This window comes from Kitasatospora sp. NPDC033851 (genome assembly GCF_055576085.1).
Map to the genome: position 1 here is coordinate 48493 of NZ_JBVIRL010000006.1, position 23432 is coordinate 71924.

The 23432-nt window shown below is 72.1% G+C and carries 21 protein-coding genes; 8 read left to right on the top strand and 13 right to left on the bottom strand.

Annotated features, from left to right (window positions below; translation table 11 throughout):
- The first annotated feature begins 262 nt into the window (after window positions 1-262).
- The 3 genes from ACZ51D_RS13790 (at window position 263) to ACZ51D_RS13800 (ending at window position 3567) form a co-directional block, all read left to right on the top strand.
- A complete protein-coding gene (locus ACZ51D_RS13790) occupies window positions 263-940 on the top strand; it encodes a response regulator transcription factor (protein WP_360495283.1) in 678 nt (225 codons plus the stop codon).
- Between the two features lie 61 nt (window positions 941-1001).
- A complete protein-coding gene (locus ACZ51D_RS13795; protein WP_465616305.1) occupies window positions 1002-2549 on the top strand; it encodes an ATP-binding protein in 1548 nt (515 codons plus the stop codon).
- A gap of 397 nt (window positions 2550-2946) precedes the next feature.
- Window positions 2947-3567 carry a VanZ family protein gene (locus ACZ51D_RS13800; RefSeq protein WP_465616303.1) on the top strand — a complete coding sequence of 207 codons (621 nt, stop codon included), beginning with the start codon at window positions 2947-2949 and terminating at the stop codon, window positions 3565-3567.
- Here ACZ51D_RS13800 and ACZ51D_RS13805 read toward each other — a convergent pair.
- Window positions 3537-4211: a PhzF family phenazine biosynthesis protein gene (locus ACZ51D_RS13805; protein WP_465662387.1), complete on the bottom strand. Its 675-nt coding sequence runs from the start codon at window positions 4209-4211 to the stop codon at window positions 3537-3539. The two genes, ACZ51D_RS13800 and ACZ51D_RS13805, sit on opposite strands and share 31 nt — an antisense overlap.
- 146 nt (window positions 4212-4357) lie before the next feature.
- Between ACZ51D_RS13805 and ACZ51D_RS13810 the strand changes: the two genes are divergently transcribed.
- The gene (locus ACZ51D_RS13810) at window positions 4358-4945 is read left to right on the top strand and encodes a hypothetical protein (protein WP_465662389.1); all 588 of its coding nucleotides are present in this window, start codon (window positions 4358-4360) and stop codon (window positions 4943-4945) included.
- Between the two features lie 120 nt (window positions 4946-5065).
- Here ACZ51D_RS13810 and ACZ51D_RS13815 read toward each other — a convergent pair whose 3' ends face one another.
- Window positions 5066-6430 carry a hypothetical protein gene (locus ACZ51D_RS13815; protein ID WP_465662391.1) on the bottom strand — a complete coding sequence of 455 codons (1365 nt, stop codon included), beginning with the start codon at window positions 6428-6430 and terminating at the stop codon, window positions 5066-5068.
- Window positions 6431-6871: 441 nt separating this feature from the next.
- On the opposite strand from ACZ51D_RS13815, the gene ACZ51D_RS13820 reads away from it, so the two are divergent.
- Window positions 6872-7057: a PspC domain-containing protein gene (locus ACZ51D_RS13820; protein WP_360495264.1), complete on the top strand. Its 186-nt coding sequence runs from the start codon at window positions 6872-6874 to the stop codon at window positions 7055-7057.
- 86 nt (window positions 7058-7143) lie between these two features.
- On the opposite strand, the gene ACZ51D_RS13825 is transcribed toward ACZ51D_RS13820, so the two are convergent.
- From ACZ51D_RS13825 to ACZ51D_RS13835, 3 genes are all read right to left on the bottom strand, one after another.
- Complete coding sequence (locus ACZ51D_RS13825) at window positions 7144-7515, bottom strand: ATP-binding protein (RefSeq protein ID WP_360495261.1); 372 nt, start codon at window positions 7513-7515, stop codon at window positions 7144-7146.
- Between the two features lie 224 nt (window positions 7516-7739).
- The gene (locus ACZ51D_RS13830) at window positions 7740-8897 is read right to left on the bottom strand and encodes an adenosine deaminase (protein WP_360495258.1); all 1158 of its coding nucleotides are present in this window, start codon (window positions 8895-8897) and stop codon (window positions 7740-7742) included.
- 160 nt (window positions 8898-9057) lie between these two features.
- Entirely contained in the window at window positions 9058-10023 is a 966-nt protein-coding gene (locus ACZ51D_RS13835) for a LysR family transcriptional regulator (RefSeq protein WP_465616294.1), read from the bottom strand.
- A 92-nt stretch (window positions 10024-10115) separates the two neighbouring features.
- Here ACZ51D_RS13835 and ACZ51D_RS13840 point away from each other — a divergent pair, with 92 nt between their 5' ends.
- Both ACZ51D_RS13840 and ACZ51D_RS13845 read left to right on the top strand, forming a co-directional pair.
- The gene (locus tag ACZ51D_RS13840) at window positions 10116-11399 is read left to right on the top strand and encodes an MFS transporter (RefSeq protein ID WP_465662393.1); all 1284 of its coding nucleotides are present in this window, start codon (window positions 10116-10118) and stop codon (window positions 11397-11399) included.
- Between the two features lie 26 nt (window positions 11400-11425).
- A complete protein-coding gene (locus ACZ51D_RS13845; protein ID WP_465662395.1) occupies window positions 11426-11980 on the top strand; it encodes a Uma2 family endonuclease in 555 nt (184 codons plus the stop codon).
- A gap of 30 nt (window positions 11981-12010) precedes the next feature.
- Here ACZ51D_RS13845 and ACZ51D_RS13850 read toward each other — a convergent pair whose 3' ends face one another.
- The 8 genes from ACZ51D_RS13850 to ACZ51D_RS13885 form a co-directional block, all read right to left on the bottom strand.
- The gene (locus ACZ51D_RS13850) at window positions 12011-13288 is read right to left on the bottom strand and encodes a thymidine phosphorylase (protein WP_465662397.1); all 1278 of its coding nucleotides are present in this window, start codon (window positions 13286-13288) and stop codon (window positions 12011-12013) included.
- A gap of 104 nt (window positions 13289-13392) precedes the next feature.
- The gene (locus ACZ51D_RS13855; protein ID WP_360495245.1) at window positions 13393-13794 is read right to left on the bottom strand and encodes a cytidine deaminase; all 402 of its coding nucleotides are present in this window, start codon (window positions 13792-13794) and stop codon (window positions 13393-13395) included.
- Window positions 13791-15056 carry an ABC transporter permease gene (locus ACZ51D_RS13860; RefSeq protein WP_465616286.1) on the bottom strand — a complete coding sequence of 422 codons (1266 nt, stop codon included), beginning with the start codon at window positions 15054-15056 and terminating at the stop codon, window positions 13791-13793. The genes ACZ51D_RS13855 and ACZ51D_RS13860 overlap by 4 nt, the downstream gene beginning before the upstream one ends.
- Window positions 15053-16207, bottom strand: coding sequence for an ABC transporter permease (locus ACZ51D_RS13865; protein ID WP_465616284.1), 1155 nt, complete (start codon window positions 16205-16207; stop codon window positions 15053-15055). The genes ACZ51D_RS13860 and ACZ51D_RS13865 overlap by 4 nt, the downstream gene beginning before the upstream one ends.
- A 4-nt stretch (window positions 16208-16211) precedes the next feature.
- Window positions 16212-17804: an ABC transporter ATP-binding protein gene (locus tag ACZ51D_RS13870; protein WP_465662399.1), complete on the bottom strand. Its 1593-nt coding sequence runs from the start codon at window positions 17802-17804 to the stop codon at window positions 16212-16214.
- Between the two features lie 292 nt (window positions 17805-18096).
- On the bottom strand, window positions 18097-19158 hold the full coding sequence (locus ACZ51D_RS13875; protein ID WP_465616280.1) for a BMP family lipoprotein: 1062 nt from the start codon (window positions 19156-19158) through the stop codon (window positions 18097-18099).
- Window positions 19159-19438: 280 nt separating this feature from the next.
- Window positions 19439-20704 carry an amidohydrolase gene (locus tag ACZ51D_RS13880; RefSeq protein WP_465616278.1) on the bottom strand — a complete coding sequence of 422 codons (1266 nt, stop codon included), beginning with the start codon at window positions 20702-20704 and terminating at the stop codon, window positions 19439-19441.
- 227 nt (window positions 20705-20931) lie between these two features.
- Complete coding sequence (locus ACZ51D_RS13885) at window positions 20932-22557, bottom strand: acyl-CoA mutase large subunit family protein (protein WP_360495231.1); 1626 nt, start codon at window positions 22555-22557, stop codon at window positions 20932-20934.
- Between the two features lie 120 nt (window positions 22558-22677).
- Here ACZ51D_RS13885 and ACZ51D_RS13890 point away from each other — a divergent pair, with 120 nt between their 5' ends.
- Window positions 22678-23418, top strand: coding sequence for an SDR family oxidoreductase (locus tag ACZ51D_RS13890; protein ID WP_360495229.1), 741 nt, complete (start codon window positions 22678-22680; stop codon window positions 23416-23418).
- Window positions 23419-23432 lie beyond the last annotated feature (14 nt).

Sequence of the window (23432 nt, forward strand, 5' to 3'; positions counted from 1 at the left end):
CCCTTGGTTCGGTACGAGCGGTTCCGGTTGCCGCCTTTCAGCCGGCCTTGCGGCCCGCTGTCCTGCGGCGACATGGAAAATCCTGCCCGCCGGTTGTGATGGCGCTGTCCGCCGACTGTCACAGGGGTGTCACAGGCGGGGGCCTTTCGTCCCGGTCCGCCTCCCTCCGTACCGGACGCCGGTGGCGGTCCTTCCGGTTCCCGAACGGGCCGTGAGTGATCCGGGGGGTGATTCGGGGCTGCGGGTGGGCCAAAATGGGGCCGTGCCTTTCCTCCTACTGATCGAGGACGACGACGCCATCCGGACCGGCCTCGAACTCGCCCTCACCCGCCAGGGCCACCGCGTGGCCACCGCCGCCTCCGGCGAGGACGGTCTGAGGCTCTTCAAGGAGCAGCGGCCCGACCTCATCGTGCTGGACGTGATGCTGCCCGGAATCGACGGCTTCGAGGTGTGCCGCCGGATCCGGCGCACCGACCAGCTGCCGATCATCCTGCTGACCGCCCGTTCGGACGACATCGACGTGGTGGTGGGCCTGGAGTCCGGCGCCGACGACTACGTGGTGAAACCGGTGCAGCCGCGCGTGCTGGATGCGCGGATCCGGGCGGTGCTGCGCCGCGGCGAACGGGAGAGCTCGGACTCCTCCGCGTACGGCAGCGTGGTGATCGACCGGGCGGCCATGACCGTCACCAAGGACGGACTGGACCTCCAGCTCACCCCGACCGAGCTGCGGCTGCTGCTGGAACTCAGCCGCCGCCCCGGGCAGGCGCTCTCCCGCCAGCAGCTGCTGCGGCTGGTCTGGGAGCACGACTACCTCGGCGACTCGCGCCTGGTGGACGCCTGTGTGCAGCGGCTGCGGGCCAAGGTCGAGGACGTGCCGTCCGCGCCGACGCTGATCCGCACCGTGCGCGGGGTGGGCTACCGGCTGGACCCTCCGGCCTGACCGGCCGGCCCGAACCGGCGCCCGTCCGACTCCTGAACTCCCGTACCCACGACAGGCTCCTGTGACTGACCATCAGACGACTGCCCGGCGCTTCCCGGCGGGCCGGTGGCGCCGGCTGCGCTCCCTACGGGTGCGACTGATCGCGGTGTTCGCGGCGGTCGCGCTGCTCGCCGCCGTCTCGGCCTCCGGCATCGCGTACTGGCTGAACCGCGACGCGGTGCTCAAGCGCGCCCAGGACACCGCGCTGAACGACTTCCGGGTCTCGCTCAGCCGCAACGTCTCCGAGCTGCCGCTGAACGCCGGCTGCCCGGAGCTGGCCGAACTGGCGTCCAACGTGGCCAGCTCCGGCCTGAGTTACGACGTCGTGGTGGTCGATCCGACGCACCCGGAGTGCCCCTCGACGTCCTCCGATCCCGCGCACTTCACGCTGGCCGACGTGCCGACCGCGCTGCAGTCCACCGTCGCCAAGCCCCGCGAGGTCACCGAGAGCAACCCGTACCCGTACCACCTGTACTGGCAGCGGCAGAACCTGGACGGCCGACCGTTCGTGATCGGCGGCACCAAGGTGGTGCCGGGCGGCCCGACGGCGTACATGTTCAAGTCGCTGGAGAACGAACGGGCCGACCTCAACACGCTGGGCTGGTCGCTGGCCATCGCCACCCTGCTCGCGCTGATCGGCTCGGCGCTGCTCGCCCAGGCCGCCTCGGCCACCGTGCTGCGGCCGGTCAAGCGGCTCGGCGACGCCGCCCGGCGCCTCGGCCAGGGGCACCTGGACACCCGGCTCGAAGTCGAGGGCTCGGACGAACTCGCCGACCTGGCAAGGACGTTCAACCGGGCCGCGGAGTCGCTGCACGAGCAGGTCGAGGAGCTGAGCGCGCGCGAGGCGCAGAGCCGGCGGTTCGTCGCCGACATGTCGCACGAACTGCGCACCCCGCTGACCGCGATGACCGCCGTCACCGACATCCTGGAGGACGAGGCCGAGTCGCTGGACCCGATGATCGAGCCGGCCGTCCGGCTCGTGGTCAGCGAGACCCGGCGGCTGTCCGACCTGGTGGAGAACCTGATGGAGGTGACCCGCTTCGACGCGGGCACCGCCAGGCTGGTCGCCGACGAGGTGGACATCGCCGACCTGATCATGTCCTGCATCGACGGACGGGCCTGGTACGACGCGGTCGAGGTGGACGCCCCGCGCGGCATCCTGGCCGTGGTCGACCCGCGCCGGCTCGACGTGGTCTTCGCCAACCTGATCGGCAACGCGCTCAAGCACGGCGGCTCACCGGTGCGGGTCAGGGTCCGGCAGGCCGCGGACTCGGTCGTGGTCGAGGTCTCCGACAGCGGCCCGGGCATCCCGGAGGACGTGCTGCCGCACGTCTTCGACCGGTTCTACAAGGCCGACCGGGGGCGGGCCCGCTCGGAGGGCAGCGGCCTGGGGCTGTCGATCGCGATGGCCAACGCGCAGATACACGGGGGGACGATCACGGCGGCGAACGGGGAGGTCGGCGCGGTGTTCACCCTGACACTGCCGCTGACACCGCCGCCTCCGCCGTCCGCGGGGGAGGCCGAGCGCGGCCCCGCCCGCGACGCCGTAGAGGACAAGGACGCCACGTGACCGCCCCCGCCCGTACCACCCTGCGCCGTACCGCCGGCGTACTGCTCCTGCTCGCACTGGCCTCCGGCTGCGGTATCCGGCCGACCGCCGTACCGGTCGACGGCGGCGCCCCGGCCAGCCGCACGGCCTGCCCGACCACCCCGCACATACCGACCGCGCTGGTCACCCCGCCCGGCCCCGCGCCGGCCGTGACCCCGGCCCGCGGTGCCTCCAAGGGCGCCGCGAGCCCGAGCCCGTCGCCCACGCCGGTGGTGCCGGGCAGCCCGCCCCCGGACAACGTGTTCAGCGCGGTGCCGACGGCCGCTCCGTGTAAGTAGCAGGGAGTGCCGGGGGCGTGTTCGGGAATGTTCACGCCCGGCGTGGAACCGCCGTGCCACCGGCTCACGTCCTTCCCCCCGTGCAGCGAGATGGCACCAGGACACGCGACGAGCGTTCCGGCGCGGGGACCGAGAGCAGGCCGGCGGCGGCCGTCCACCGATCCCTCCGGCAGACCGGGCTGGCGGGCCTCGCCTGCCACCTGGCACTGGTGCTCTGGCTGGTGCTGAGACCGCTGCCGGTGGCCTGGGTGTACGACGCCAACCTGACCCCGCTGGCCTCGCTCCGGTCCTCCACCGCCTGGCAGGTGGTCGGCGAACTCCTGCTGCTGGCCCCGCTCGGCGTCCTGCTGCCGCTGGCCGGCGGCCGCCTCCGGGCCCCCTGGCTGCCCTCCTTCCTGCGCACCACCGGCGCCTCCGCGCTGCTGGCGACCGGGCTGGAGTTCCTCTCCTCCTGGACGCCCGGGCACGTCCTCAACGTGGACCACATCCTGTTCGCCGTGATCGGCGTGGCCGCCGTCCACCTCGCGCTGGTCCCCGGCCTGCGGCACCTGCTGCGGGAACGGCGGCCGCGGGCGCCCCGGGTGCCCGTCCTGGCCGTCCCACCGGTGACCGTCCCGGCCGCCGCCGTCGGCCGGGTGGCGGCCGTCGCGCCCGCCGCCCGCCCGCGCGCCTACGCGGAGCCGACGCCGCCCGCCCGCTGAGCCGGCGCCGGCACCACCCGGCCGCCGACCTCGATCAGCCCGCCCGGGCGCGGCCCGGTCATCAGCTGCGAGCCCCGGCCCTGGGTGACGGTCAGCGCCCGGCCGAGCCGCGCGGTCAGCAGCAGGGCGGCCGCGCCGGTCGCCTCGTCCTCGTCGATCCCGTCACCCCGCCCGGGGAAGGCCCGCGCCCGGACGGTGCCGGCCGCCTCGTCCTGCCAGGCCCAGGCGTAGATCCACTCCCCCGGCGGCGGCACCTCCAGCGCCTCCACCTCGGCCGCCGAGCCGTACTGCCGCAGCGTCCGCGGCGGGGCCCACTCCGGCCGGGCCTCGATCCGGGTCAGCCCGCCCTCGCGCCGGACGCCCACCACGCCGGCGGCCGTGACCAGCCGGTCCACCCCGAGCACCCAGGCGGCGCCCACGCACGGGTGGCCGGCGAAGGGCAGGCGCAGCGTCGGCGTGTAGATGTCGATCTCCCCGCGCTCCGGGTCGTCGACGAACACCGTCTCGCTGAAGCCGAGTTCGCGAGCGATCTCCTGCCGGTCCGCCCGCTCCGGCACGGCGGCGCCGTCGCGCACGACGCCGAGCGCGTTCCCGTACCCCCCACCGGGCCCGCAAAAGACCCGCAGCACCTCATAATCAGTCATTTCCCACCTCGTCAATTGCCGTTCCGGAAGAGCGCAACGACACCGTGATGCAAAGGCGACGACGAATGTCAGCCGCCTCCAGTACTGTGCGCTCTCGTCCCCAAACGGTTCAGCCGTTGATTCTTCCCTCCCACAGGAAACCCCCCTTGAACAATCTCGACTTCGGCGCTGAGCCGCTGTTCTCCTGGTACGCCGTCCTGCTGGCGCTCAGCGGCGTCATCATGGTCGGCCTCGGGGCCGTCGCCGGCGGTCTGAAGACCGGTCTGCGCGTCCTCAACGTCCTCATCGGCCTCGGATTCCTGGGGTACGCCTACTACCTCGTGTTCGTCTTCGAGGGCGGCACGTACTACATCTTCTTCAAGGTCTTCATCCTGCCGGTCGCGATGATCGTCTACTCGGTGAAGGCGATCACCGAGCGCAGCAATGCCAAGCAGCAGGCGGCCGCGCAGGCCGCCGCCGCGTTCAACCCCAACGCGCCCCAGGCGCCGTACAACCCGAACGCCCCGCAGGCGCCGTACAACCCCAACGCGCCGTACAACCCGAACGCCCCGCAGCCGGGCGCGCCCGTGCCGCCGCAGGGCGGGGCTCCCGTCCCGCCGGCCGCGCACCAGGCCGCGCCGCCGGCCGCCGCGCCGTACCAGCCGGGTGTCCCGCCGCAGCCGGTGGCGGACAACCCGTACGCGCAGCCCGCGCCGCCGGCCCAGCCGCAGCCGCCGCAGCAGCCGGCCGGCTGACCGGGTCCGCACCCGCCGTACGAACGCCGGAAGGCCCGCCCGTCCCCGCTCCGCAGCGGATGACGGACGGGCCTTCCGGCCTGTCGGGGTCCGTGTCCGGGGTCGGCGCCCGGTGGCGCGCTACGCCTTCCTGCGGCGGCGCGCCACGACCAGCGTGCCCAGCCCGAGGGCGATCGCGACCGCACCGGTGATCGCCATCGGCTTCGTTCGGGTGCCGCCACCGGTGGAGGCCAGTCCGGCGTCCGCGGCCGGGGCCGCGACGGCGACCACCGGCGAGCCGCCCGCCGCCGGACTCGGCGCCTCGCTGGTGGCCTGCGTGATCGGGACGACCGGGACGACCGGGGCGGTGGCCGGCCGGGTCGCGGTCGGTGTCGGGGTGGCCGGGGAGCTGGGGGTCGGCGTGGCGGTGGCGCCCGCCGGGGCCTCGATGGTGATGCCGGCCTTCGGGCTGGACGCCTCGGCCCCGTTCTCGCCCGCACCGGGCAGGCTGCCCGCGAGGGCCGCCAGGGACTGGGCTCCGACCGGGGCGTCCTTGGTGAAGGACAGCCGGACGTCGATCGTGCGGCTCTCGCCCTTCGCCAGGGCGATGACATCGGCGTTCCTGTCGCCGGTCCGCAGCCCCAGGTAGAGCCAGCCCGGGTGCTCCGAGTTGCCGCCGGGGGTGCCCTCCAGCCATCTGCCGTCGGCCGTCCGGAACTCGAATATGACGGTCTCGGAGGGGAGTTCGGTCGCCCCCTGGAACACGATCGCGGGCAGCAGGCGGAGGTCCTTGCCGCTGTTGTTGGTGAAGACCAGCTTGAACGGCTTCGCCTCGCCGCCCGCCCTGAACGCGGCGGGCACCCCGTCGAGCCTGGCGTCCGCCGTGGCGGCCGGCGTGGGCGCCGGGGTGGTCGGCGTGACGGACGGGGCGATGACCAGGCCCGAGTAGCCGCTCATCGCCTGGGAGATGCGCTGCTCCGGCGGCAGGGCGGGGTCGGAGACGACGGCGGTGAAGCCCGGCGTTACCCGGCCGGCCGGGGCGTCGGCGGCGACGGTGAGCCGCAGCCGGTAGACGGCCTCGGCGCCCGCCGCCAGGTGCGGCACGGCGGGCTGGTTGAGCTCCCAGACGGCGCCGACGCTCGCGGTGTCCGCCCTGGCGTCCTGCCACTGTGTGCCGCCGGGCGCCTGGTACTCCAGCGTGAACTGGCTCTGCTTGGTGCCGGTACCGGTGTCCCCGATGACGAAGGTGGCCAGGGGCACGTCCATCTGGTGGTCGGCGGTGTTCTTGAGCGTCGCGGTGAACTCCACCGGCGCGCCGCCCGCCTTGACGGTGCCGGGCAGGCCCGAAAGGGTCGCCGTGACCGGTGAGGACTGGGCCTCGGCGCCCTGGGCGGCCGCGACGACCACCGAGGCGGCGAGGACGGTCGGGGCCTCGACGGCAGCCGCACCCGAAGCCAGCGTGACGACGGCGGTCGCGGCCAGGAATCTGCGATGCCGAGTGCGCAATTTCAACCCCACGAGAGAATTCGGACAGAGCCCAACAGAACGTGAAATCGCTTGCGTGAGAGGCCATTTCCTAGCGATGGCGCGCCGATGTTCCGCTCCCCGACCACCAGCGACTGCGGCATCATACCGAGCCGTTTCCACGCGCCCGTGACGGGAGGGTGAGGGGCTTCGGAACGGTCGGCCATCCTCAGGGTCACCCTGAGGACGACCCCGACATCCGACTACGTCTCCCCGGTGACCCGTCGGGGTGCGGAATCACCTGGCGGGCTGAGGACTTCGGGGCCGCGGCGGCGGAGTATGGACGTATGCCCGCCGGACCGACCGGACCGGGCCGCCACCGTGCGGAGCAGATCAGGAGACCATCATGAGCAAGCAAAGCGAGCGAACCATCAAGAGGTGCGCAGGGGCGAAGGCCCCTGCCGAGCGCAGCGAGGTGGGAGCATGAGCGCTCGCCTTGCCCGTCCTCGCCACAACCGTGTGATCGCCGGCGTCTGCGCCGGGATCGCCGCCCGCTTCGGGCTGACCCCGTGGACCGTCCGGCTGATCTTCCTGCTCTCCTGCCTGCTGCCCGGCCCTCAGTTCCTGCTCTACCTCGCCCTCTGGCTGCTCCTCCCCCAGGAGCCGTGAGACCGGGCGGTGTGAAGACGACGACGGGCCGCCCGTCCCCGGTGATCCCGGGGGCGGGCGGCCCGTCGTCGTGCCGGCGGCTCGGATCAGCCGCCGAGGCCCGGCAGGCCGGGCAGGGCGCCGGTCAGCCCGCCGACGGGGGTCTTGTCGAGACCCGGGACGGTCGGGACGGCGGCGCGCTGCTGGGTGACGCCGGCGAGCGGGGCCTCCGCGGCCGGGGCGGCGTGGCCGGCGGTCGGGGCGAGGGTGCCCAGCGTGCCGGTGACCTTGTCGCCACCGGGCAGCTTGGCGGCGGTGTCGGTGACCGCCCCGGTCACCGCGGGGTTCGTCACCGCGCCGGTGGGCAGCCCGAGGCCGCCGGGCGCCGGGGCGGCGTCGGCGGAGGCGGTGCCGGCGCCGACCGCCGCGATGGCGATGCCGAGCGCCGCGGTGCCGGCGGCCTTGAGAGCCTGCTTCATGGTTCGTCCCCTTGGGTCCTCGTCGGTGGCCGACGACGCGGCGCGGGTTCGGCGGCCGGGTGGCCGCCACCGCACCTGATCGGCAATGACTGGCACACCGTAGTGAGCCGGTCGCGCGAGAACCAAAGGGCGTTCACTCACTCGAGTGAGTAGTCGGATGAACGGCAAATCCTTGCCAGAACCGGTCTTTCATCCGACGGCCGGAAACGCGTTCGCCCCGCGGCTCAGTTGCCGCCGGCGCCCCCGCTGAACAGCCACTCCGACTTCAGCTCGGCGTAGCCCGGCTTGATCACGTCGCTGATCATCGCCAGTCGCTCGTCGAACGGCAGGAACGCGGACTTCATGGCGTTCACGGTGAACCACTCCAGGTCCCCCAGCGTGTAGCCGAAGGCCTCCACCACGTGCCCGAACTCCTGGCTCATGCTGGTGCCGCTCATCAGCCGGTTGTCGGTGTTCACGGTGACCCGGAACTTCAGCCGGCTGAGCAGCCCGATCGGGTGCTCGGCGTACGAAGTGGCGGCGCCGGTCTGGAGGTTGGAGGTCGGGCACATCTCCAGCGGGATGCGCTTGTCGCGCACGTACGCGGCCAGTCGGCCGAGCTCGACCGAGCCGTCCTCGCCCACCGTGATGTCGTCGACGATCCGCACGCCGTGGCCGAGCCGGTCGGCGCCGCAGCACTGCAGGGCCTCCCAGATCGACGGCAGGCCGAAGGCCTCGCCCGCGTGGATGGTGAAGTGGTTGTTCTCGCCCTTGAGGTAGTCGAAGGCGGCCTGGTGGCGGGTGGGGGGGTAGCCGGCCTCGGCGCCCGCGATGTCGAAGCCGACGACGCCCTGGTCCCGGTGGCGGTTGGCCAGCTCCGCGATCTCCTGCGAGCGGGCGGCGTGCCGCATCGCGGTGATCAGCGTGCCGATCCGGATCCGGTGCCCGGCCTCGCGGGCGTTGGCCTCGCCGAGGCGGAAGCCCTCCTGGACGGCCTCGACGACCTCGTCCAGGGTCAGGCCGGCCTCCAGGTGCTGCTCGGGGGCGTACCGGACCTCCGCGTACACGACACCGTCGGCGGCCAGGTCCTCGGCGCAGTCGGCGGCGACCTTGATCAGGCCCTCGCGGGTCTGCATCACGGCACAGGTGTGCGCGAAGGTCTCCAGGTAGCGGACCAGCGAGCCGGAGTCGGCGGCCTCACGGAACCACTCGCCGAGTTCCTTGGGGTCGGTGGTGGGGAGTCCCTGGTAGCCGACGGCGGCGGCCAGCTCGACCACGGTCTCCGGGCGCAGCCCGCCGTCCAGGTGGTCGTGCAGGAGGACCTTCGGCGCGCGGCGGATTTGGTCGGCGGTGGGGATGCGCGGGCCCGTGCCCGCGGTGGTGACGGGGATCTGCTTTTCCATTGCGGAAATATAGCCCCTACGCGCGTAGACCCACCACCGGGAACACCACCGGATGGTCCAAACTCCCCCCGGAATTCCACCGACCGGTCCATACGATCCGCCAAAAGCGCGCGCCGTTCCGCAGGGGCGCCGACCACCGTGGAACACCCCGCCGACGACCTCAGTCGTGCTGGAGCAGCCGACCGCGCCGGGACAGCACGAAGTCCCGGAACGCCTCCGCCGGCGGGGTCAGCGGCCGCCCCGCCGCCCAGGCCAGCCCGACCGCCCGCCGGGTGCGCGGCGCCGTCACCTCCAGCTCCACCACCCCGGGCCGGGGCACCAGGGCCGGCGGCAGCAGCGCCACCCCCAGCCCGGCCGCCACCAGCCCGCGCAGCGTCTCCGCCTCCTCCCCCTCGAAGGCCAACCGGGGGACGAACCCCGCCTCCGCGCAGAAGCCGTCCGTGATCGCCCGCAGCCCGTACCCCTGCTCCAGCCCGACGAACGGTTCCTCGGCCACCTCCGCCAGCCGGATCCGCCGCCGCCCGGCCAGCCGGTGGTCCGCCGGGACGACCAGGTGCAGTCGCTGCTCGTCCAGCGGGCGGGCGGCGAACGCCGGGTCGTCCGGCAGCGGCGCCACCAGGCACAGGTCCAGCTCGCCGGCCCGCAGCCGCTCCAGCATCGCCGCGCCGTAGTCCTGCACCAGCTGGAAGCGCACCCGCGGGTGCGCCGCGCGGAAGCCGCGCAGCAGCGCCGGCACCGCGTCCGGCCCCATCGTGTGCAGGAAGCCGAAGGCCACCAGCCCCACCTCCGGGTCCGCCTCCGCCCGGGCCGCCTGCGCGCCGCGCTCGACCTCGGCCAGCGCCCGCTCCACCGAGGCCAGCAGCAGCCGGCCCGCCCTGGTCAGCCGGACCGTACGGCCCTGACGGGCCAGCAGCTCCACCCCCAGCTCCTCCTCCAGCCGGGCCACCGCGCGCGACAGCGTCGGCTGCGGCACCCCGAGCAGCCCGGCCGCCTGCGTCACGTGCTCCAGCCGGGCCACCGCCGCGAACTGCGCCAGCCGGGGCGCCAGCAGGACGGCCGGCTCCTCCGGCCCCAACTCGGCCGCCCGGTACCGCTCCCCGCCGTCCACCGACTCCGAACCCGCCATCCCGCCACCACCTCGACTCATACGCCAGTGCATCGATCATCCCTGCTTCATGCATTGGACGCATCAACGACAACGGGCCTACGGTCGATGTCATGCAGCCCGCCGATACCAGGGCATCCGTCACCTCCCCGGATGCCCCCGCCGCCGCCCCCACCCGCCTCACCGCGGACGACCGCCACCGCCCCGGCCAGCGCGCCTTCCGCCGCGCCAACCTCGCCCTGTTCGCCGCCGGAGTCGCAACCTTCGTCCTGCTCTACTCCACCCAGGGCCTGCTGCCGATCCTCTCGGCCGACCTCGACCTCACCCCCGGCCAGGCCAGCTGGACGGCCTCCGCCGCCACCCTCGGACTCGCCCTCGGCCTGCTCCCGGCGAGCGCCCTCTCCGACAGGTACGGCCGCACCAGGGTGATGACGGCCTCCACCCTCGCCGCCTCCGTCCTCGCCCTCGCGCTGCCCTTCGCGCCGGACCTCACCACCCTCGTCGCCCTGCGGATCCTCCAGGGCGCCGCCCTCGCCGGGCTGCCGGCCACCGCCATGGCCTACCTCGCCGAGGAGGTCCACCCCAGCGCCCTGGCCTCCGCGATGGGCCTGTACGTGGCCGGCAACAGCATCGGCGGCATGGGCGGCCGACTGCTCTCCGGCTGGACCGCCGCCGCCCTCGGCTGGCGCTGGGGCCTCGCCGCCTCCGCCGCCCTCGCGCTGCTCGCCACGCTCGTCTTCCGGCTGCTGATCCCCGCCGCCCGGCACTTCACCCCCGCCCCGGTGGACGCCCGCGCGCTCGCCCGCACCGTCGGACGGCACCTGCGCGACCCGCTGCTGGTCCGGCTGTACGCACTCGGGATGCTGTTCATGGCCGTGTTCGGCGCGGTCTACAACACCATCGGCTACCGGCTGATCTCCGCGCCGTTCCACCTGCCGGAGTCGATCGCCGCCTCGATCTTCGTGGTCTACCTGGTCGGCACCGGCACCTCCGCCGCGGCCGGACGCCTCTCCGCCCGCCTCGGCCGCCGCGGCGCCCTCTACGTCTCCGTCGGCGTGACCGCGGCCGGCCTGCTGCTCTCCCTCGCCGAGTCCCTGGCCTGCGCCCTGCTCGGCCTGGTCCTGATCACCGCCGGCTTCTTCGCCGGCCACGCCACCGCCTCCTCGGCGGTCGGCCGCACCGCCACCGAGGGCCGCGCCCAGGCCTCCGCCCTCTACCTGATCGCCTACTACCTCGGCAACAGCCTCGGCGGCACCCTCGGCGCCGACGCCTACCACGCCACCGGCTGGCCCGGCGCCGCCACCGTCGGCCTCACCGCCATGACCCTCGCCGCCGCCGTCACCCTCTACGCGACCCACCAGGCGCACATCACGAGACGAACGGTCGCGGACGCTTGACAGCCTCCGCCGATAGACTCCGGGACATGAGCATCGATCCTGCTGAGTACACCAGGCTGCTTGAGATCGCGGATCAGCTGCCGAAGGTGCCGGGGATAGGGAAGATTGAGATCGCCGACGGTCATATCGTCATGATGATGTCGCCGGTGAAGCGCCACGAGCTCGCCGTGCTGCGCATCGCCCGACAGCTCAACGCCCAGCTGCCGTCCACTCACCCGGGTCACATCGCTTACCACGGTGCGGACTTGCAGGACGCCGGACTCGGTCAGCTGCGCAACCCGGATCTGATGGTCTTCCCCGAGGCGACCTTGGAGGGCGAGCAGCGAGCGGTTCTCCCGCACGAGGTAGTACTCGTGGTGGAGATCGTGTCCGCCTCCAATCCCGAGAACGACTACCACAACAAGGTCCGCGACTACTCGGCCATGGGTATCCCGTTCTACCTGATCGTCGATCCCCGCACCGGCACCGGCATCGTGCATTCCGAGCTGGGCTACGAGTCCCGCGAGAAGTTCGTCTTCGGCGACAAGATCGCCGTCGGCCCCTGGACCCTCGACACCACCGGGCTGCTCACGTACGCCTGACCCGGCGTACGTGAGCAGCCCTCACATCGCTCAGGCGATGCGGTCGAGCACGATGGGGTTCGGGGTGAACGCCGTGCCCGCCGGGGAGACCTCGATGCCACCGGTCAGGGCCTCGATGGCGTAGTCGTAGCGCTCGGGCGTGTCGGTGTGGAGGGTCAGCAGGGGCTGGCCGGCCACGACGGTGTCGCCGGGCTTGGCGTGCATCTCGACGCCGGCGCCGGCCTGGACCGGGTCCTCCTTGCGGGCGCGGCCGGCACCCAGGCGCCAGGCGCAGACGCCGACGGCGTAGGCGTCGAGCTCGGTGAGCACGCCGGAGGCGGGCGCGGGGATGACGTGCTGCTCGCGGGCGACCGGAAGCGGGGCGTCCACGTCGCCGCCCTGGGCGACAATCATGCGGCGCCAGTGGTCCATCGCGGAGCCGTCGCGCAGTGCGTCGGCCGGGTCCTTGCCGTGCACGCCGGCCGCGGCGAGCATTTCGCGGGCGAGCGCGAGGGTGAGCTCCACGACGTCGGCCGGGCCGCCGCCCGCCAGGACCTCGACGGACTCCCGGACCTCCAGCGCGTTGCCCGCGGTGAGGCCGAGCGGGGTGGACATGTCGGTGAGCAGGGCGACGGTGTTGACCCCGGCGGTGGTGCCCAGGCCCACCATGGTGCGGGCGAGCTCGCGGGCGTCGGCCAGGTTCTTCATGAACGCGCCGGAGCCGACCTTGACGTCGAGGACCAGCGCGCCGGTGCCTTCGGCGATCTTCTTGGACATGATCGAGGAGGCGATCAGCGGGATCGCCTCCACGGTGCCGGTGACGTCGCGCAGCGCGTACAGCTTCTTGTCGGCGGGCGCGAGGCCGTCGCCGGCCGCGCAGATGACCGCACCCGCGCCGCGGAGCACGTTCATCATCTCCTCGTTGGAGAGCAGGGCGCGCCAGCCGGGGATGGACTCCAGCTTGTCCAGGGTGCCGCCGGTGTGGCCGAGGCCGCGGCCGGAGAGCTGCGGGACGGCGGCGCCGCAGGCGGCGACCAGCGGAGCGAGCGGGAGGGTGATCTTGTCGCCGACGCCGCCGGTGGAGTGCTTGTCGCTGGTGGGCAGCGGCAGCGAGGAGAAGTCCATCCGCACGCCGGAGCGGATCATGGCGTCGGTCCAGCGGCTGATCTCGCGCGGCTGCATGCCGTTCAGCAGGATCGCCATGGCCAGGGCGGACATCTGCTCGTCGGCGACCTCGCCGCGGGTGTAGGCGTCGATGACCCAGTCGATCTGAGCGTCGCTCAGCTCTCCGCGGTCGCGCTTGGTCCTGATGACGGAGATGGCGTCCATGCGTGCTCCAAGAAGGGTTCTAAAGCGTCAAATGCGTAGAGTGCCGCGAGATGACCGGGTTACGGCCCACTCGCGACACTCTACGCGCGTAACAAACGGCGATGCTAGAGCCGCTCCGGCCCGAACGCGTCGGGCAGGACCTCGCTCATCGGCTTCACGCCCGAGGCCAGGTCGACCAGCAGCTCCGGTCCGCCGTGCTCGTACAGCAGCTGGCGGCAGCGACCGCACGGCATCAGCAGCTCGCCGGCGCCGTCCACGCAGGTGAACGCGGTCAGCCGCCCGCCGCCGGTGGCGTGCAGCGCGGACACCAGCCCGCACTCGGCGCACAGCCCGAGCCCGTACGAGGCGTTCTCGACGTTGCAGCCGGTGACCACCCGCCCGTCGTCCACCAGCGCGGCCGCGCCGACCGGGAACTTGCTGTACGGGGCGTACGCGTGGCCCATCGCCTCGCGCGCCGCCTCGCGCAGCCGCTCCCAGTCGATCGCGGAAGGCGTGGGGGCGGTCACTTGCCCTCGCCCTTGCGGTAGATCTGACCGTCCGCCTTCGGCATCCGCAGCCGCTGCGAGGCCAGCGAGAGCACGATCAGGGTGATCAGGTACGGCGTGGCGACGATCAGCGGACGCTGCACCTGGTCGGTGAGCGAGTACCAGGCGATCAGGCCGCCGGCGACGACGAAGTAGATCACCGTCGCGGTGTACTTGCGCCGGTAAAGCTGCCACAGGGCGAGCAGGATCATCGCGATGCCGACGATCAGGATCAGCACGTGCACCGACCCCGGGTCGCGCAGCTGGAGGCTGTCGGTGAAGCCGAACAGACCGGCGCCCATGGCGAGACCGCCGGGCATCCAGTTGCCGAAGATCATCGCGGCGAGGCCGATGAAGCCGCGGCCCAGGGTCTGGCCGTCCTTGTAGAAGTGCGCGGCGACCAGCGAGAGGTACGCACCGCCGAGGCCCGCGAAGGCGCCGGAGGCGATGACCGCCAGGTACTTGTACTTGTAGACGTTGACGCCCAGCGACTCGGCTGCGGTCGGGTTCTCACCGCAGGAGCGCAGCCGCAGGCCGAACACCGTGCGCCAGAGCGCGAAGTAGCTGACCACGATCAGCGCGCCGGCCAGCAGCACGACCACCGAGATGTTGGTGACCAGGCCGCCGAGCACGCCGGCGACGTCCGAGACGAAGAACCAGTGGTGGTTCTCGATGCTCCTCAGGCCCGAGGACAGCCCCGGAATGGTGATGTACGGCAGCGGATCCGCCGGCGGGGACTGGTTCGCCCCGGCACCGGCCGAGATGTAGTCCTTGTAGTAGATCCGGTTGACGTACGCGCAGATGCCGGGGATCAGCAGGTTGATGCCGACGCCGGAGACGATGTGGTCGACGCCGAAGGTGACGGTGATGATCGCGTGCAGCAGACCGCCGAGCGCGCCGCCGAGCATGCCGGCCAGCAGGCCGACCCACGGGTTGACCAGGTAACCGGCCCAGGCACCGCAGAAGGTGCCGGCGACCATCATGCCTTCGAGACCGATGTTGACCACACCGGCCCGCTCGGACCAGAGACCGCCGAGACCGGCCATGCCGATCGGCACGGCGGCGCTGAGCGCGGCGGTGACCTGACCGGAGGAGGTCAGCGAGTGGTTGCCGGTGGCCATGCCCACGGCGGAGAACAGCACCAGGGCGCCCGCGATCAGGAGCAGGACGACCGGCCAGGACAGCTTGCGCTTCTTCGCAGGCGCGCCCGGCGCCTTCGGACGAGCGGCAGTGGCCGTACTCACGCGGACACCTCCTTCTTCTCAGTGGCCGCGAGCTGGGCGGCGAGCTCGGCGCCGACCTTCTGCTGCTGGCGCTTCAGGCCGTAGCGGCGCACCAGCTCGTACGCGACGACGACGCAGATGACGATGGTGCCCTGCATGACCGCGACGATCTCGGACGGGAAGCCGCCCTGCAGCGGCAGCTGGGAACCGGTGGCGTCCAGGAAGGCGAACAGCAGGGCCGCGAAGACCATGCCGATCGGGCTGTTCCGGCCCAGCAGGGCGATCGAGATGCCGAGGAAGCCGAGGCCGGGCTGGAAGCTCTGCCCGTAGTTGAACGAGTTCTGCAGCAGCTCCGGCATGCCGATCAGACCGGCGATCGCGCCGGAGACCACCATCGAGGTGATCACCATCTTCTTGACGTTCACGCCGGACGCCGTCGCCGCGCTCTCCGAGCGGCCGGTGGCGCGCAGGTCGAAGCCGAAGCGGGTGCGGGAAAGGGTGAACTGGAAGGCCACGCCGACCAGGGCCGCGATGAAGACGAAGCCCCAGAGGACGCCGCCGGCCGTCTCGATGCCGAAGAAGTGGCTGGACTGCGAGATCGGGTCGGTCTGGATCGAGTTGCTGGTGCCGCTCACCTTCGGCGCGAAGATGCCCGGGGCCAGCAGCAGACCCACGATCGCGATCGCGATCGAGTTCAGCATGATGGTCGAGATGACCTCGCTGACGCCGCGGTAGACCTTCAGCAGACCGGCGATGCTCGCGTACAGGCCGCCGACCAGCATGGCGGTGACCAGCAGCAGAGGGATCTGGATGAAGGCCGGCAGGTCGACCTGCGCGCCGACGTACGCCGCGAACAGCGCCGCGACCTTGTACTGGCCCTCGACGCCGATGTTGAACAGGTTCATCCGGAACCCGAACGCGGCGGCCGCGGCGGCCAGGTAGTACGTGGTGGACCGGTTGAGGATGGCCACCTGACCGTCCGACTTGGTGGCGTACGTGATCATCACGTTCCACGCGTCGAACGGGTTCTTGCCCGAGGTCGCCAGCAGGACGGAGCAGATCGCGACGGAGAGCACGACCGCGAGCACCGGCGCCGCCAGTGCGAGCACGATCCGCTCAACGCTGATCCGCTGCGCCAGACTGCGCTTGGCGGCGGGGTTGGGACTGGTCATGTGGTTACTCCCCCGCCTGCGGGTCGTCGGCGGTGTCGGACGGGTCGGTGCCGTCGGCCGGGGTGTCCTCGGCCTCGGTGCCCTCGGCGGCGACGGCGTGCGCCTCGGCGAGCGCCTCCGGCTCGGACTCGATGTGGCCGCTGGCCGCACCGGTCATCGCGGTGCCCAGGTCCTCGGCGGTCACGGTGGCCGGGTCGGCGTCGGCGACCAGGCGGCCGCGGTAGATGACCCGGATGGTGTCGGAGAGGCCGATCAGCTCGTCCAGGTCGGCGGAGATCAGCAGGACGGCCAGGCCCTCCCGCTGGGCGACCCGGATGTGCTCCCAGATCTGGGCCTGCGCACCGACGTCCACACCGCGGGTGGGGTGGGCGGCGATCAGCAGCTTGGGCTGGTGGCTCATCTCGCGGCCGATGATCAGCTTCTGCTGGTTGCCGCCGGAGAGCGAGGCCGCGGTGACCTCGATGCCGGGCGTGCGGACGTCGTACTGCTCGACGATCCGGCGGGTGTCCACCCGGGCGGCGGACGGGTCGAGCAGCACGCCCTTGGAGTTGGGCTCCTCGGTGACGTGCCCGAGGATGCGGTTCTCCCAGAGCGGGGCCTCCAGCAGCAGGCCGTGCTTGTGGCGGTCCTCGGGGATGTAGCCGATGCCGGCCTCGCGACGGGACCGGGTGAGGGTGCCGGAGAGGTCCTTGCCGTCCAGGGTGACGGTGCCGCCGTCCAGCGGCAGCATGCCCATGATGGCCTCGACCAGCTCGGCCTGACCGTTGCCCTCGACACCCGCGATGCCGAGGATCTCGCCCTTGTGGATGCGCAGCGAGATGTCGTCCAGGACGACGCGCTCGATGCCCTCGGCGTCGGTCTTGGCGATCCGCAGGTCCTTGACGTCGAGCATCTCGGCCGTGGTGACGGTCGACTCGCGGCTCTCCGGGGAGGGCAGCTCGGCGCCGACCATCATCTCGGCGAGCTGGCGGGCGGTGACGGCCTTCGGGTCGGCGTCGCCGACCGTGGTGCCGCGCCGGATGACACTGATCGCGTCGGCCACCGCCAGCACCTCGTGCAGCTTGTGCGAGATGAAGATGACGGTGACGCCCTCGGACTTGAGCTCGCGCAGGTTGTCGAACAGCGCGTCGACCTCCTGCGGGACCAGCACGGCCGTGGGCTCGTCGAGGATCAGGATCTTGGCGCCGCGGTACAGCACCTTGAGGATCTCGACGCGCTGGCGGTCCGCGACGCCGAGGTCCTCCACCAGGGCGTCCGGGCGCACGCCCAGGCCGTACTGGTCGGAGATCTCCTTGATCTTCGCCTTCGCCTTGGCGCCGATGCCGTGGATCTTCTCGCCGCCGAGGACGACGTTCTCCAGCACCGTGAGGTTGTCGGCCAGCATGAAGTGCTGGTGCACCATGCCGATGCCGCGGGAGATGGCGTCGCCGGGGGTGTTGAACTCGCACTGCTCGCCGTTGATCGCGATGGTGCCCTCGTCCGGCTTCTGCATGCCGTAGAGGATCTTCATCAGCGTCGACTTGCCGGCGCCGTTCTCGCCCATCAGGGCGTGCACGGTGCCGGTGCGGACGGTGAGGTTGATGTCGTGGTTGGCCACGACACCGGGGAAGCGCTTGGTGATGCCGCGCAGTTCGACGGCCGGTGTCGCCGTCCCCGCGCTGGGGGTGCCGTCCTTGCGCAGGGGGACGGGGTCGGATGCGGTGATGGCGGTCTCCTGGTGGTCTGGAGGCGCGTCGTTGCGCTCGGAGGGCCAAGGGGGGAAACGGGGGGACGGAACGGGGCCCGGGGGTACGCGTTGAGCGCACCCTGCCGGGCCCCTCCCGTGAACTGTGTCGATCATCGCGCTGCCGGGCAGGCGGCAGGCGCTGTCGCGTCCGAGACGCGCGGCCTTACTTGGCCGGCGCGGTCGGGATGGTGGTGGCGCCGCTCTTGATGGCGTCGGCGGCGGCCTTCAGCTTGTCCTGGATGTCGTCGATCTTGCCACCGGTGGTGGCGAGGGAGACACCGTCGGCCTTCAGGTCGAAGAGCTTGATCCCGGTGAAGGCGTTGCCCTTCTTGACCGAGTCGATGTACGCGTAGACCGCGTTGTCGACGTTCTTGACCATCGAGGTCATGATGCTGTTCTTGTACTTCGCCAGGGCCGGCTGGGCGGCCTGGTCGGAGTCGACACCGATGGCCAGGGCGCCCTGCTTGTTGGCGACGGCCTCGATGGCGCCGTTGCCGGAGGAGCCGGCGGCGGAGTAGATGATGTCCGCGCCCTTGTCGAGCTGGCCCTGCGCGGCTTCCTTGCCCTTGTCGGGCGAGTTGAAGCCGGTGAAGTCCGGGGGCGTGGTCAGGTAGGTGGTCTCGATCACGATGTTCGGGTCGACGGACTTGGCACCCGCCTCGTAACCGGCCTGGAACTTCTTGATCAGCTCGGACTGCACACCACCGATGAAACCGATGTGGTGGGCCTTCGACTTGTTGGCGGCGGCGACACCGGCCAGGTACGAACCCTCCTGCTCGGCGAAGAGCAGCGAGGTGACGTTGGACGGCTGGTCCTTGTCGTTCGAGTCGATGATCGCGAACTTCACGTTCGGGTTGTCCTTGGCGATCTTGTTGACCGCCGGCTGGTAGACGAAGCCGACCGCGATGATGGTCTTGTAGCCGGCGTCGACCAGGTTCTTGAGGCGGGTCTCCTTGTCGGCCTCGGCCTCACCGGTCTTGGCCTCGGCCTCGGTGACGGAGGCACCCAGGTCGGCCTTGGCCTTGTCGAGACCGCGGGCGGCGGAGTCGTTGAACGACTGGTCGCCGCGGCCGCCGATGTCGTAGGCCATGCCGACCTTGAGCGAACCGTCGCCCGAGGCGGAAGAAGAGGTGCTGTCGGTGCTCTTTGCGCCGCAAGCGGCGAGCGAGGCCATGCCCAGGGAACCCGAGAGCACAACCGCGGCGAGCTTCATTGAACGGCGCAAGGGAGTTTCTCCTTCTGACACGCAACCGTTTGGCGTGGTCGGACGCCACCGTAACGCGCGTAGAACACGGTTGTGTTACGGGGTGCCAGAGCATTCGGGTTGTTATCAAACCGTGGTCTGACGCCCGCCCCGAGACTCTTTCCTCCTCCACGGACGGTGATCCGAGATTGGTTCGGCCCAGTTTACGGAACCGTTCCCGAACCCCGGATCCCGACGATCCGCCCACGTGTCGGCCACCCGGCCCGCGGAGGCGGCCCCAGTCGCGCGCTCAGCTGCTCCCTCAGCCGTTCCCTCGGTCGCCGTCCGCCTCCAGCGCCAGCGCCACGAACAGCTCGGCACCGATGCCGATCGCCCGCTCGTCCACGTCGAACCGGCCCTGGTGCAGGTCACGGACGGTGGTGTCACCGGGGGCTCGGACGCCCAGCCGGGCCAGCGCGCCCGGGGCGTGCTCCAGGTACCAGGAGAAGTCCTCGCCCCCCAGACTCTGCTCGGTGCCCTCGACCACCACAGAACCCTCGCGCCCGAATCGCGCGTGCATCACCTCGTCCAGCTGCGCGACCGAGACCGCCTCGTTGACCACCGGCGGCACCCCGCGGTGGTAGTCCAGCGTCCACTTGGCCCGGTAGGTCTCGGCGAGCTTGGCGATCAGCTCGTGCAGCAGGTCCGGCGCCTCGCGCCAGCCGTCCAGCTCCAGGCAGCGGACGGTGCCCTCCAGTTCGGCGTGCTGCGGGATGACGTTGGGCGCGGAGCCGGAGGCGATCCGGCCCCAGACCAGACTGACGCCCCAGCGCGGGTCCATCCGGCGGGCCAGCGCGCCGGGCAGGTCGGCGGCCATCCGGGCCACCGCGGTCACCAGGTCGGTGGTCAGGTGCGGGCGGGCGGTGTGCCCGCCGGGGCCGTCCAGGTGCAGCACCAGGCGGTCGCAGGCCGAGGTGATCGCCCCCGTGCGCAGGGCGATCCGGCCGACCTCCACCTTCGGGTCGCAGTGCACCGCGAAGATCCGGCCGACGCCGTCCATCCCGCCGGCCTTGATCACGTCCAACGCGCCCCCCGGCATGACCTCCTCGGCCGGCTGGAAGATCAGCCGGACCGGTCGGCGCAGCTCACCGGTGCGGGCGGCCTCGGCCAGCACCAGGCCGGCGCCGAGCAGCACCGAGGTGTGCACGTCGTGGCCGCAGGCGTGGGCCCGGCCGGGGACGGTCGAGCGGTACGGCACGTCGGTCTTGGCGTCGTCGATCGGCAGCGCGTCGATGTCGGCGCGGAAGGCCAGGAACTCGGCGCCCGGGGCGATGCCGGCCGGGACGATGTCGACGAGCAGGCCGGTGCCGCCGGGCAGCACCCGGGGTTCGAGGCCGGCCGCCACCAGCCGGTCGCGCAGCAGCCCGGTGGTACGGAACTCCTGTCGACCCAGTTCCGGATGCCGGTGCAGATCACGGCGGAAGGCGATCAGCTCGGGCTCCAGCGCCCTGACCCGGTCGCGCAGTTCGACAGCGGGGCGTGCGGCGGCGAGAGTGGCGCCCGGCTGAGCGGGCTCAGGACGGTTCATCTCCCCAAGCGTAGGCCTGTTGGGGGGTTTTGGCCCGACTTCCGGAAAATTAGTCCCCAGATGGGCGCATACCGGCCGGACAGGTGGGTATGACATCTCGTTTCAGCCGCCTTCCCCGGGTTGCTTGCCCTGTGCAACGATCACACCGGCCGGTGGTCACGGCCGCCACGTCCTGAACGGCGACCGGCCGTTGACGGCCGTTCAGGCGAATCCCGGAACCGCGGATCTCAGAAGCGCTCCACCGGGGCGTACGTCCCCCACACCTCGCGCAGCGCGTCGCACACCTCGCCGACGGTGGCCCGGGCGGCCAGCGCCTCCTTCATCGGGTACAGCACGTTGTCCGGCCCCTCGGCGGTGCGGCGCAGCGCGTCCAGGGCCCGGGTGACGGCGCCGGCCGAGCGGTCGGCCCGCAGCCGGGCCAGCCGGCCGGCCTGCTGCCGTTCGATCGCCGGGTCCACCCGCAGCGGCTGGTACGGCTCCTCCGTGTCCATCCGGAAGCGGTTGACGCCGACCACGGTCCGCTCGCCGGAGTCGGTCTCCTGCTGGACGCGGTAGGCGGTGCGTTCGATCTCGCCCTTCTGGAAGCCCTGCTCGATCGCGGCCACCGCACCGCCCCGGTCCTCGATCCGGGCCATCAGCGCCAGCGCGGCGGCCTCCACCTCGTCGGTGAGCGACTCGACGGCGTACGACCCGGCGAACGGGTCGACGGTGGCGGTCACGTCACTCTCGTGGGCGAGCACCTGCTGGGTGCGCAGGGCGAGTCGGGCGGCCTTCTCGGTGGGCAGCGCGATCGCCTCGTCGTAGCTGTTCGTGTGCAGCGACTGGGTGCCGCCGAGCACCGCGGCGAGCGCCTGCACGGTGACCCGGGCCAGGTTGACCTCGGGTTGCTGGGCGGTGAGCTGCACCCCGGCGGTCTGGGTGTGGAAGCGCAGCATCTGCGAGCGCGGGTCCTGCGCGCCGAACTCCTCGCGCATGACTCTGGCCCACATCCGGCGCGCGGCACGGAACTTGGCCACTTCCTCCAGAAGGGTCGTCCGGGCCACGAAGAAGAACGAGAGCCGGGGCGCGAAGTCGTCCACGGCCATCCCGGCGGCGATCGCGGTCCGGACGTAGGCGATGCCGTTGGCCAGGGTGAAGGCGATCTCCTGCGCGGGGTCGGCCCCGGCCTCGGCCATGTGGTAGCCGGAGATGGAGATGGTGTTCCAGCGCGGGATCTCGGCCCGGCAGTACCGGAACACGTCGGCGACCAGCCGCAGCGAGGGCTGTGGCGGGAAGATGTACGTGCCGCGGGCGATGTACTCCTTCAGCACGTCGTTCTGGACGGTGCCGGTGAGCGCCGACGGCGCCACGCCCTGGGCCTCGCCCACCAGTCGGTAGAGGAGCAGGAGCAGGGCGGCGGGCGCGTTGATGGTCATCGAGGTGGAGACCTCGCCGAGCGGGATGCCGTCGAACAGCACCGCCATGTCCTCGACGCTGTCCACCGCCACGCCCACCTTGCCGACCTCCCCGGCCGCGAGCGGGGCGTCCGAGTCGTAGCCCATCTGGGTGGGCAGGTCGAAGGCGACCGACAGGCCGGTGCCGCCGCCCGCGATCAGCTGCCGGTAGCGGGCGTTGGACTCGGCGGCGGTGCCGAAGCCCGCGTACTGGCGCATCGTCCAGGGCCGGCCGGTGTACATGGTCGGGTAGACGCCCCGGGTGTACGGGTACTCCCCGGGGCGGCCCAGGCGGGTCGCGGGGTCCCAGCCGGCCAGTGCCTCGGGGCCGTACAGCGGCTCGATCGGGAGGCCTGATTCGGAAAGCCGGGCTGGTTCCGGGGCGCGGCCCGACTCGGCGCGGCGCGGATCGGCTGCCATGGGTCCCTCCAGGGGATCGGCGGGCACGGGTCCTCGCAATGTAGGACGCGGGCGGTCGGCCGGGGCGCCGACGCGGTTGAGATGATCGGGTGAACGACCGATGAGCCCCAGGGAGTGGCAATGACCGAGCAGAAGGTGGCCGTGGTCACCGGTGCCAGCAGTGGAATCGGCGCGGCGACCGCCCGCCGGCTGGCGGCCGAGGGCTTCGACGTGGTGGTGACCGCCCGCCGCACCGAGCGGATCGAGGCGCTGGCCAAGGAGATCGGCGGCCGGGCGTACCCGCTGGACGTCACCGACCGGGCCGCCGTGGACGCCTTCGCGGCCGAGGTCGGCCGGGTGGACGTCCTGGTGAACAACGCCGGCGGCGCGATCGGCGCCGAGACCGTCGAGCACGGCGACCCGGCCGACTGGCGGGCCATGTACGAGGTGAACGTGCTCGGCGTGCTGCACATGACGCAGGCGCTGCTGCCGGCCCTGCGGGCCACCGGCGACGGCACGGTGCTGGTGCTCTCCTCGACCGCCGCGCTGACCGCGTACGAGGGCGGCGGCGGGTACGTCGCCGCCAAGCACGCCGCGCACACCATCGCGGCCACGCTGCGGCTTGAGCTGTGCGGAGAGCCGATCCGGGTGATCGAGATCGCGCCCGGCATGGTGAAGTCCGAGGGCTTCGCGATCACCCGCTTCCGCGGCGACGAGGAGAAGGCGGCCGCGGTGTACGCGGGCGTGGCCGAGCCGCTGACCTCGGAGGACGTCGCGGACACCGTGGCCTGGACGGTCACCCGGCCCTCGCACGTGAACATCGACCTGCTGGTGGTCCGCCCCCGGGCGCAGGCCGCCAACCACAAGGTCCACCGGGGCTGACCGGGCCGGGCGGG

Excerpts from the sequence above, each read along its gene's own strand:
- ACZ51D_RS13805 (WP_465662387.1), bottom strand. The coding sequence starts at position 4,211 with ATGACTGATTATGAGGTGCTGCGGGTCTTTTGCGGGCCCGGTGGGGGG.
- ACZ51D_RS13820 (WP_360495264.1), top strand. The coding sequence starts at position 6,872 with ATGAGCGCTCGCCTTGCCCGTCCTCGCCACAACCGTGTGATCGCCGGC.
- ACZ51D_RS13825 (WP_360495261.1), bottom strand. The coding sequence starts at position 7,515 with ATGAAGCAGGCTCTCAAGGCCGCCGGCACCGCGGCGCTCGGCATCGCC.
- ACZ51D_RS13830 (WP_360495258.1), bottom strand. The coding sequence starts at position 8,897 with ATGGAAAAGCAGATCCCCGTCACCACCGCGGGCACGGGCCCGCGCATC.
- ACZ51D_RS13835 (WP_465616294.1), bottom strand. The coding sequence starts at position 10,023 with ATGGCGGGTTCGGAGTCGGTGGACGGCGGGGAGCGGTACCGGGCGGCC.
- ACZ51D_RS13840 (WP_465662393.1), top strand. The coding sequence starts at position 10,116 with ATGCAGCCCGCCGATACCAGGGCATCCGTCACCTCCCCGGATGCCCCC.
- ACZ51D_RS13845 (WP_465662395.1), top strand. The coding sequence starts at position 11,426 with ATGAGCATCGATCCTGCTGAGTACACCAGGCTGCTTGAGATCGCGGAT.
- ACZ51D_RS13850 (WP_465662397.1), bottom strand. The coding sequence starts at position 13,288 with ATGGACGCCATCTCCGTCATCAGGACCAAGCGCGACCGCGGAGAGCTG.
- ACZ51D_RS13865 (WP_465616284.1), bottom strand. The coding sequence starts at position 16,207 with ATGACCAGTCCCAACCCCGCCGCCAAGCGCAGTCTGGCGCAGCGGATC.
- ACZ51D_RS13880 (WP_465616278.1), bottom strand. The coding sequence starts at position 20,704 with ATGAACCGTCCTGAGCCCGCTCAGCCGGGCGCCACTCTCGCCGCCGCA.
- ACZ51D_RS13885 (WP_360495231.1), bottom strand. The coding sequence starts at position 22,557 with ATGGCAGCCGATCCGCGCCGCGCCGAGTCGGGCCGCGCCCCGGAACCA.
- ACZ51D_RS13890 (WP_360495229.1), top strand. The coding sequence starts at position 22,678 with ATGACCGAGCAGAAGGTGGCCGTGGTCACCGGTGCCAGCAGTGGAATC.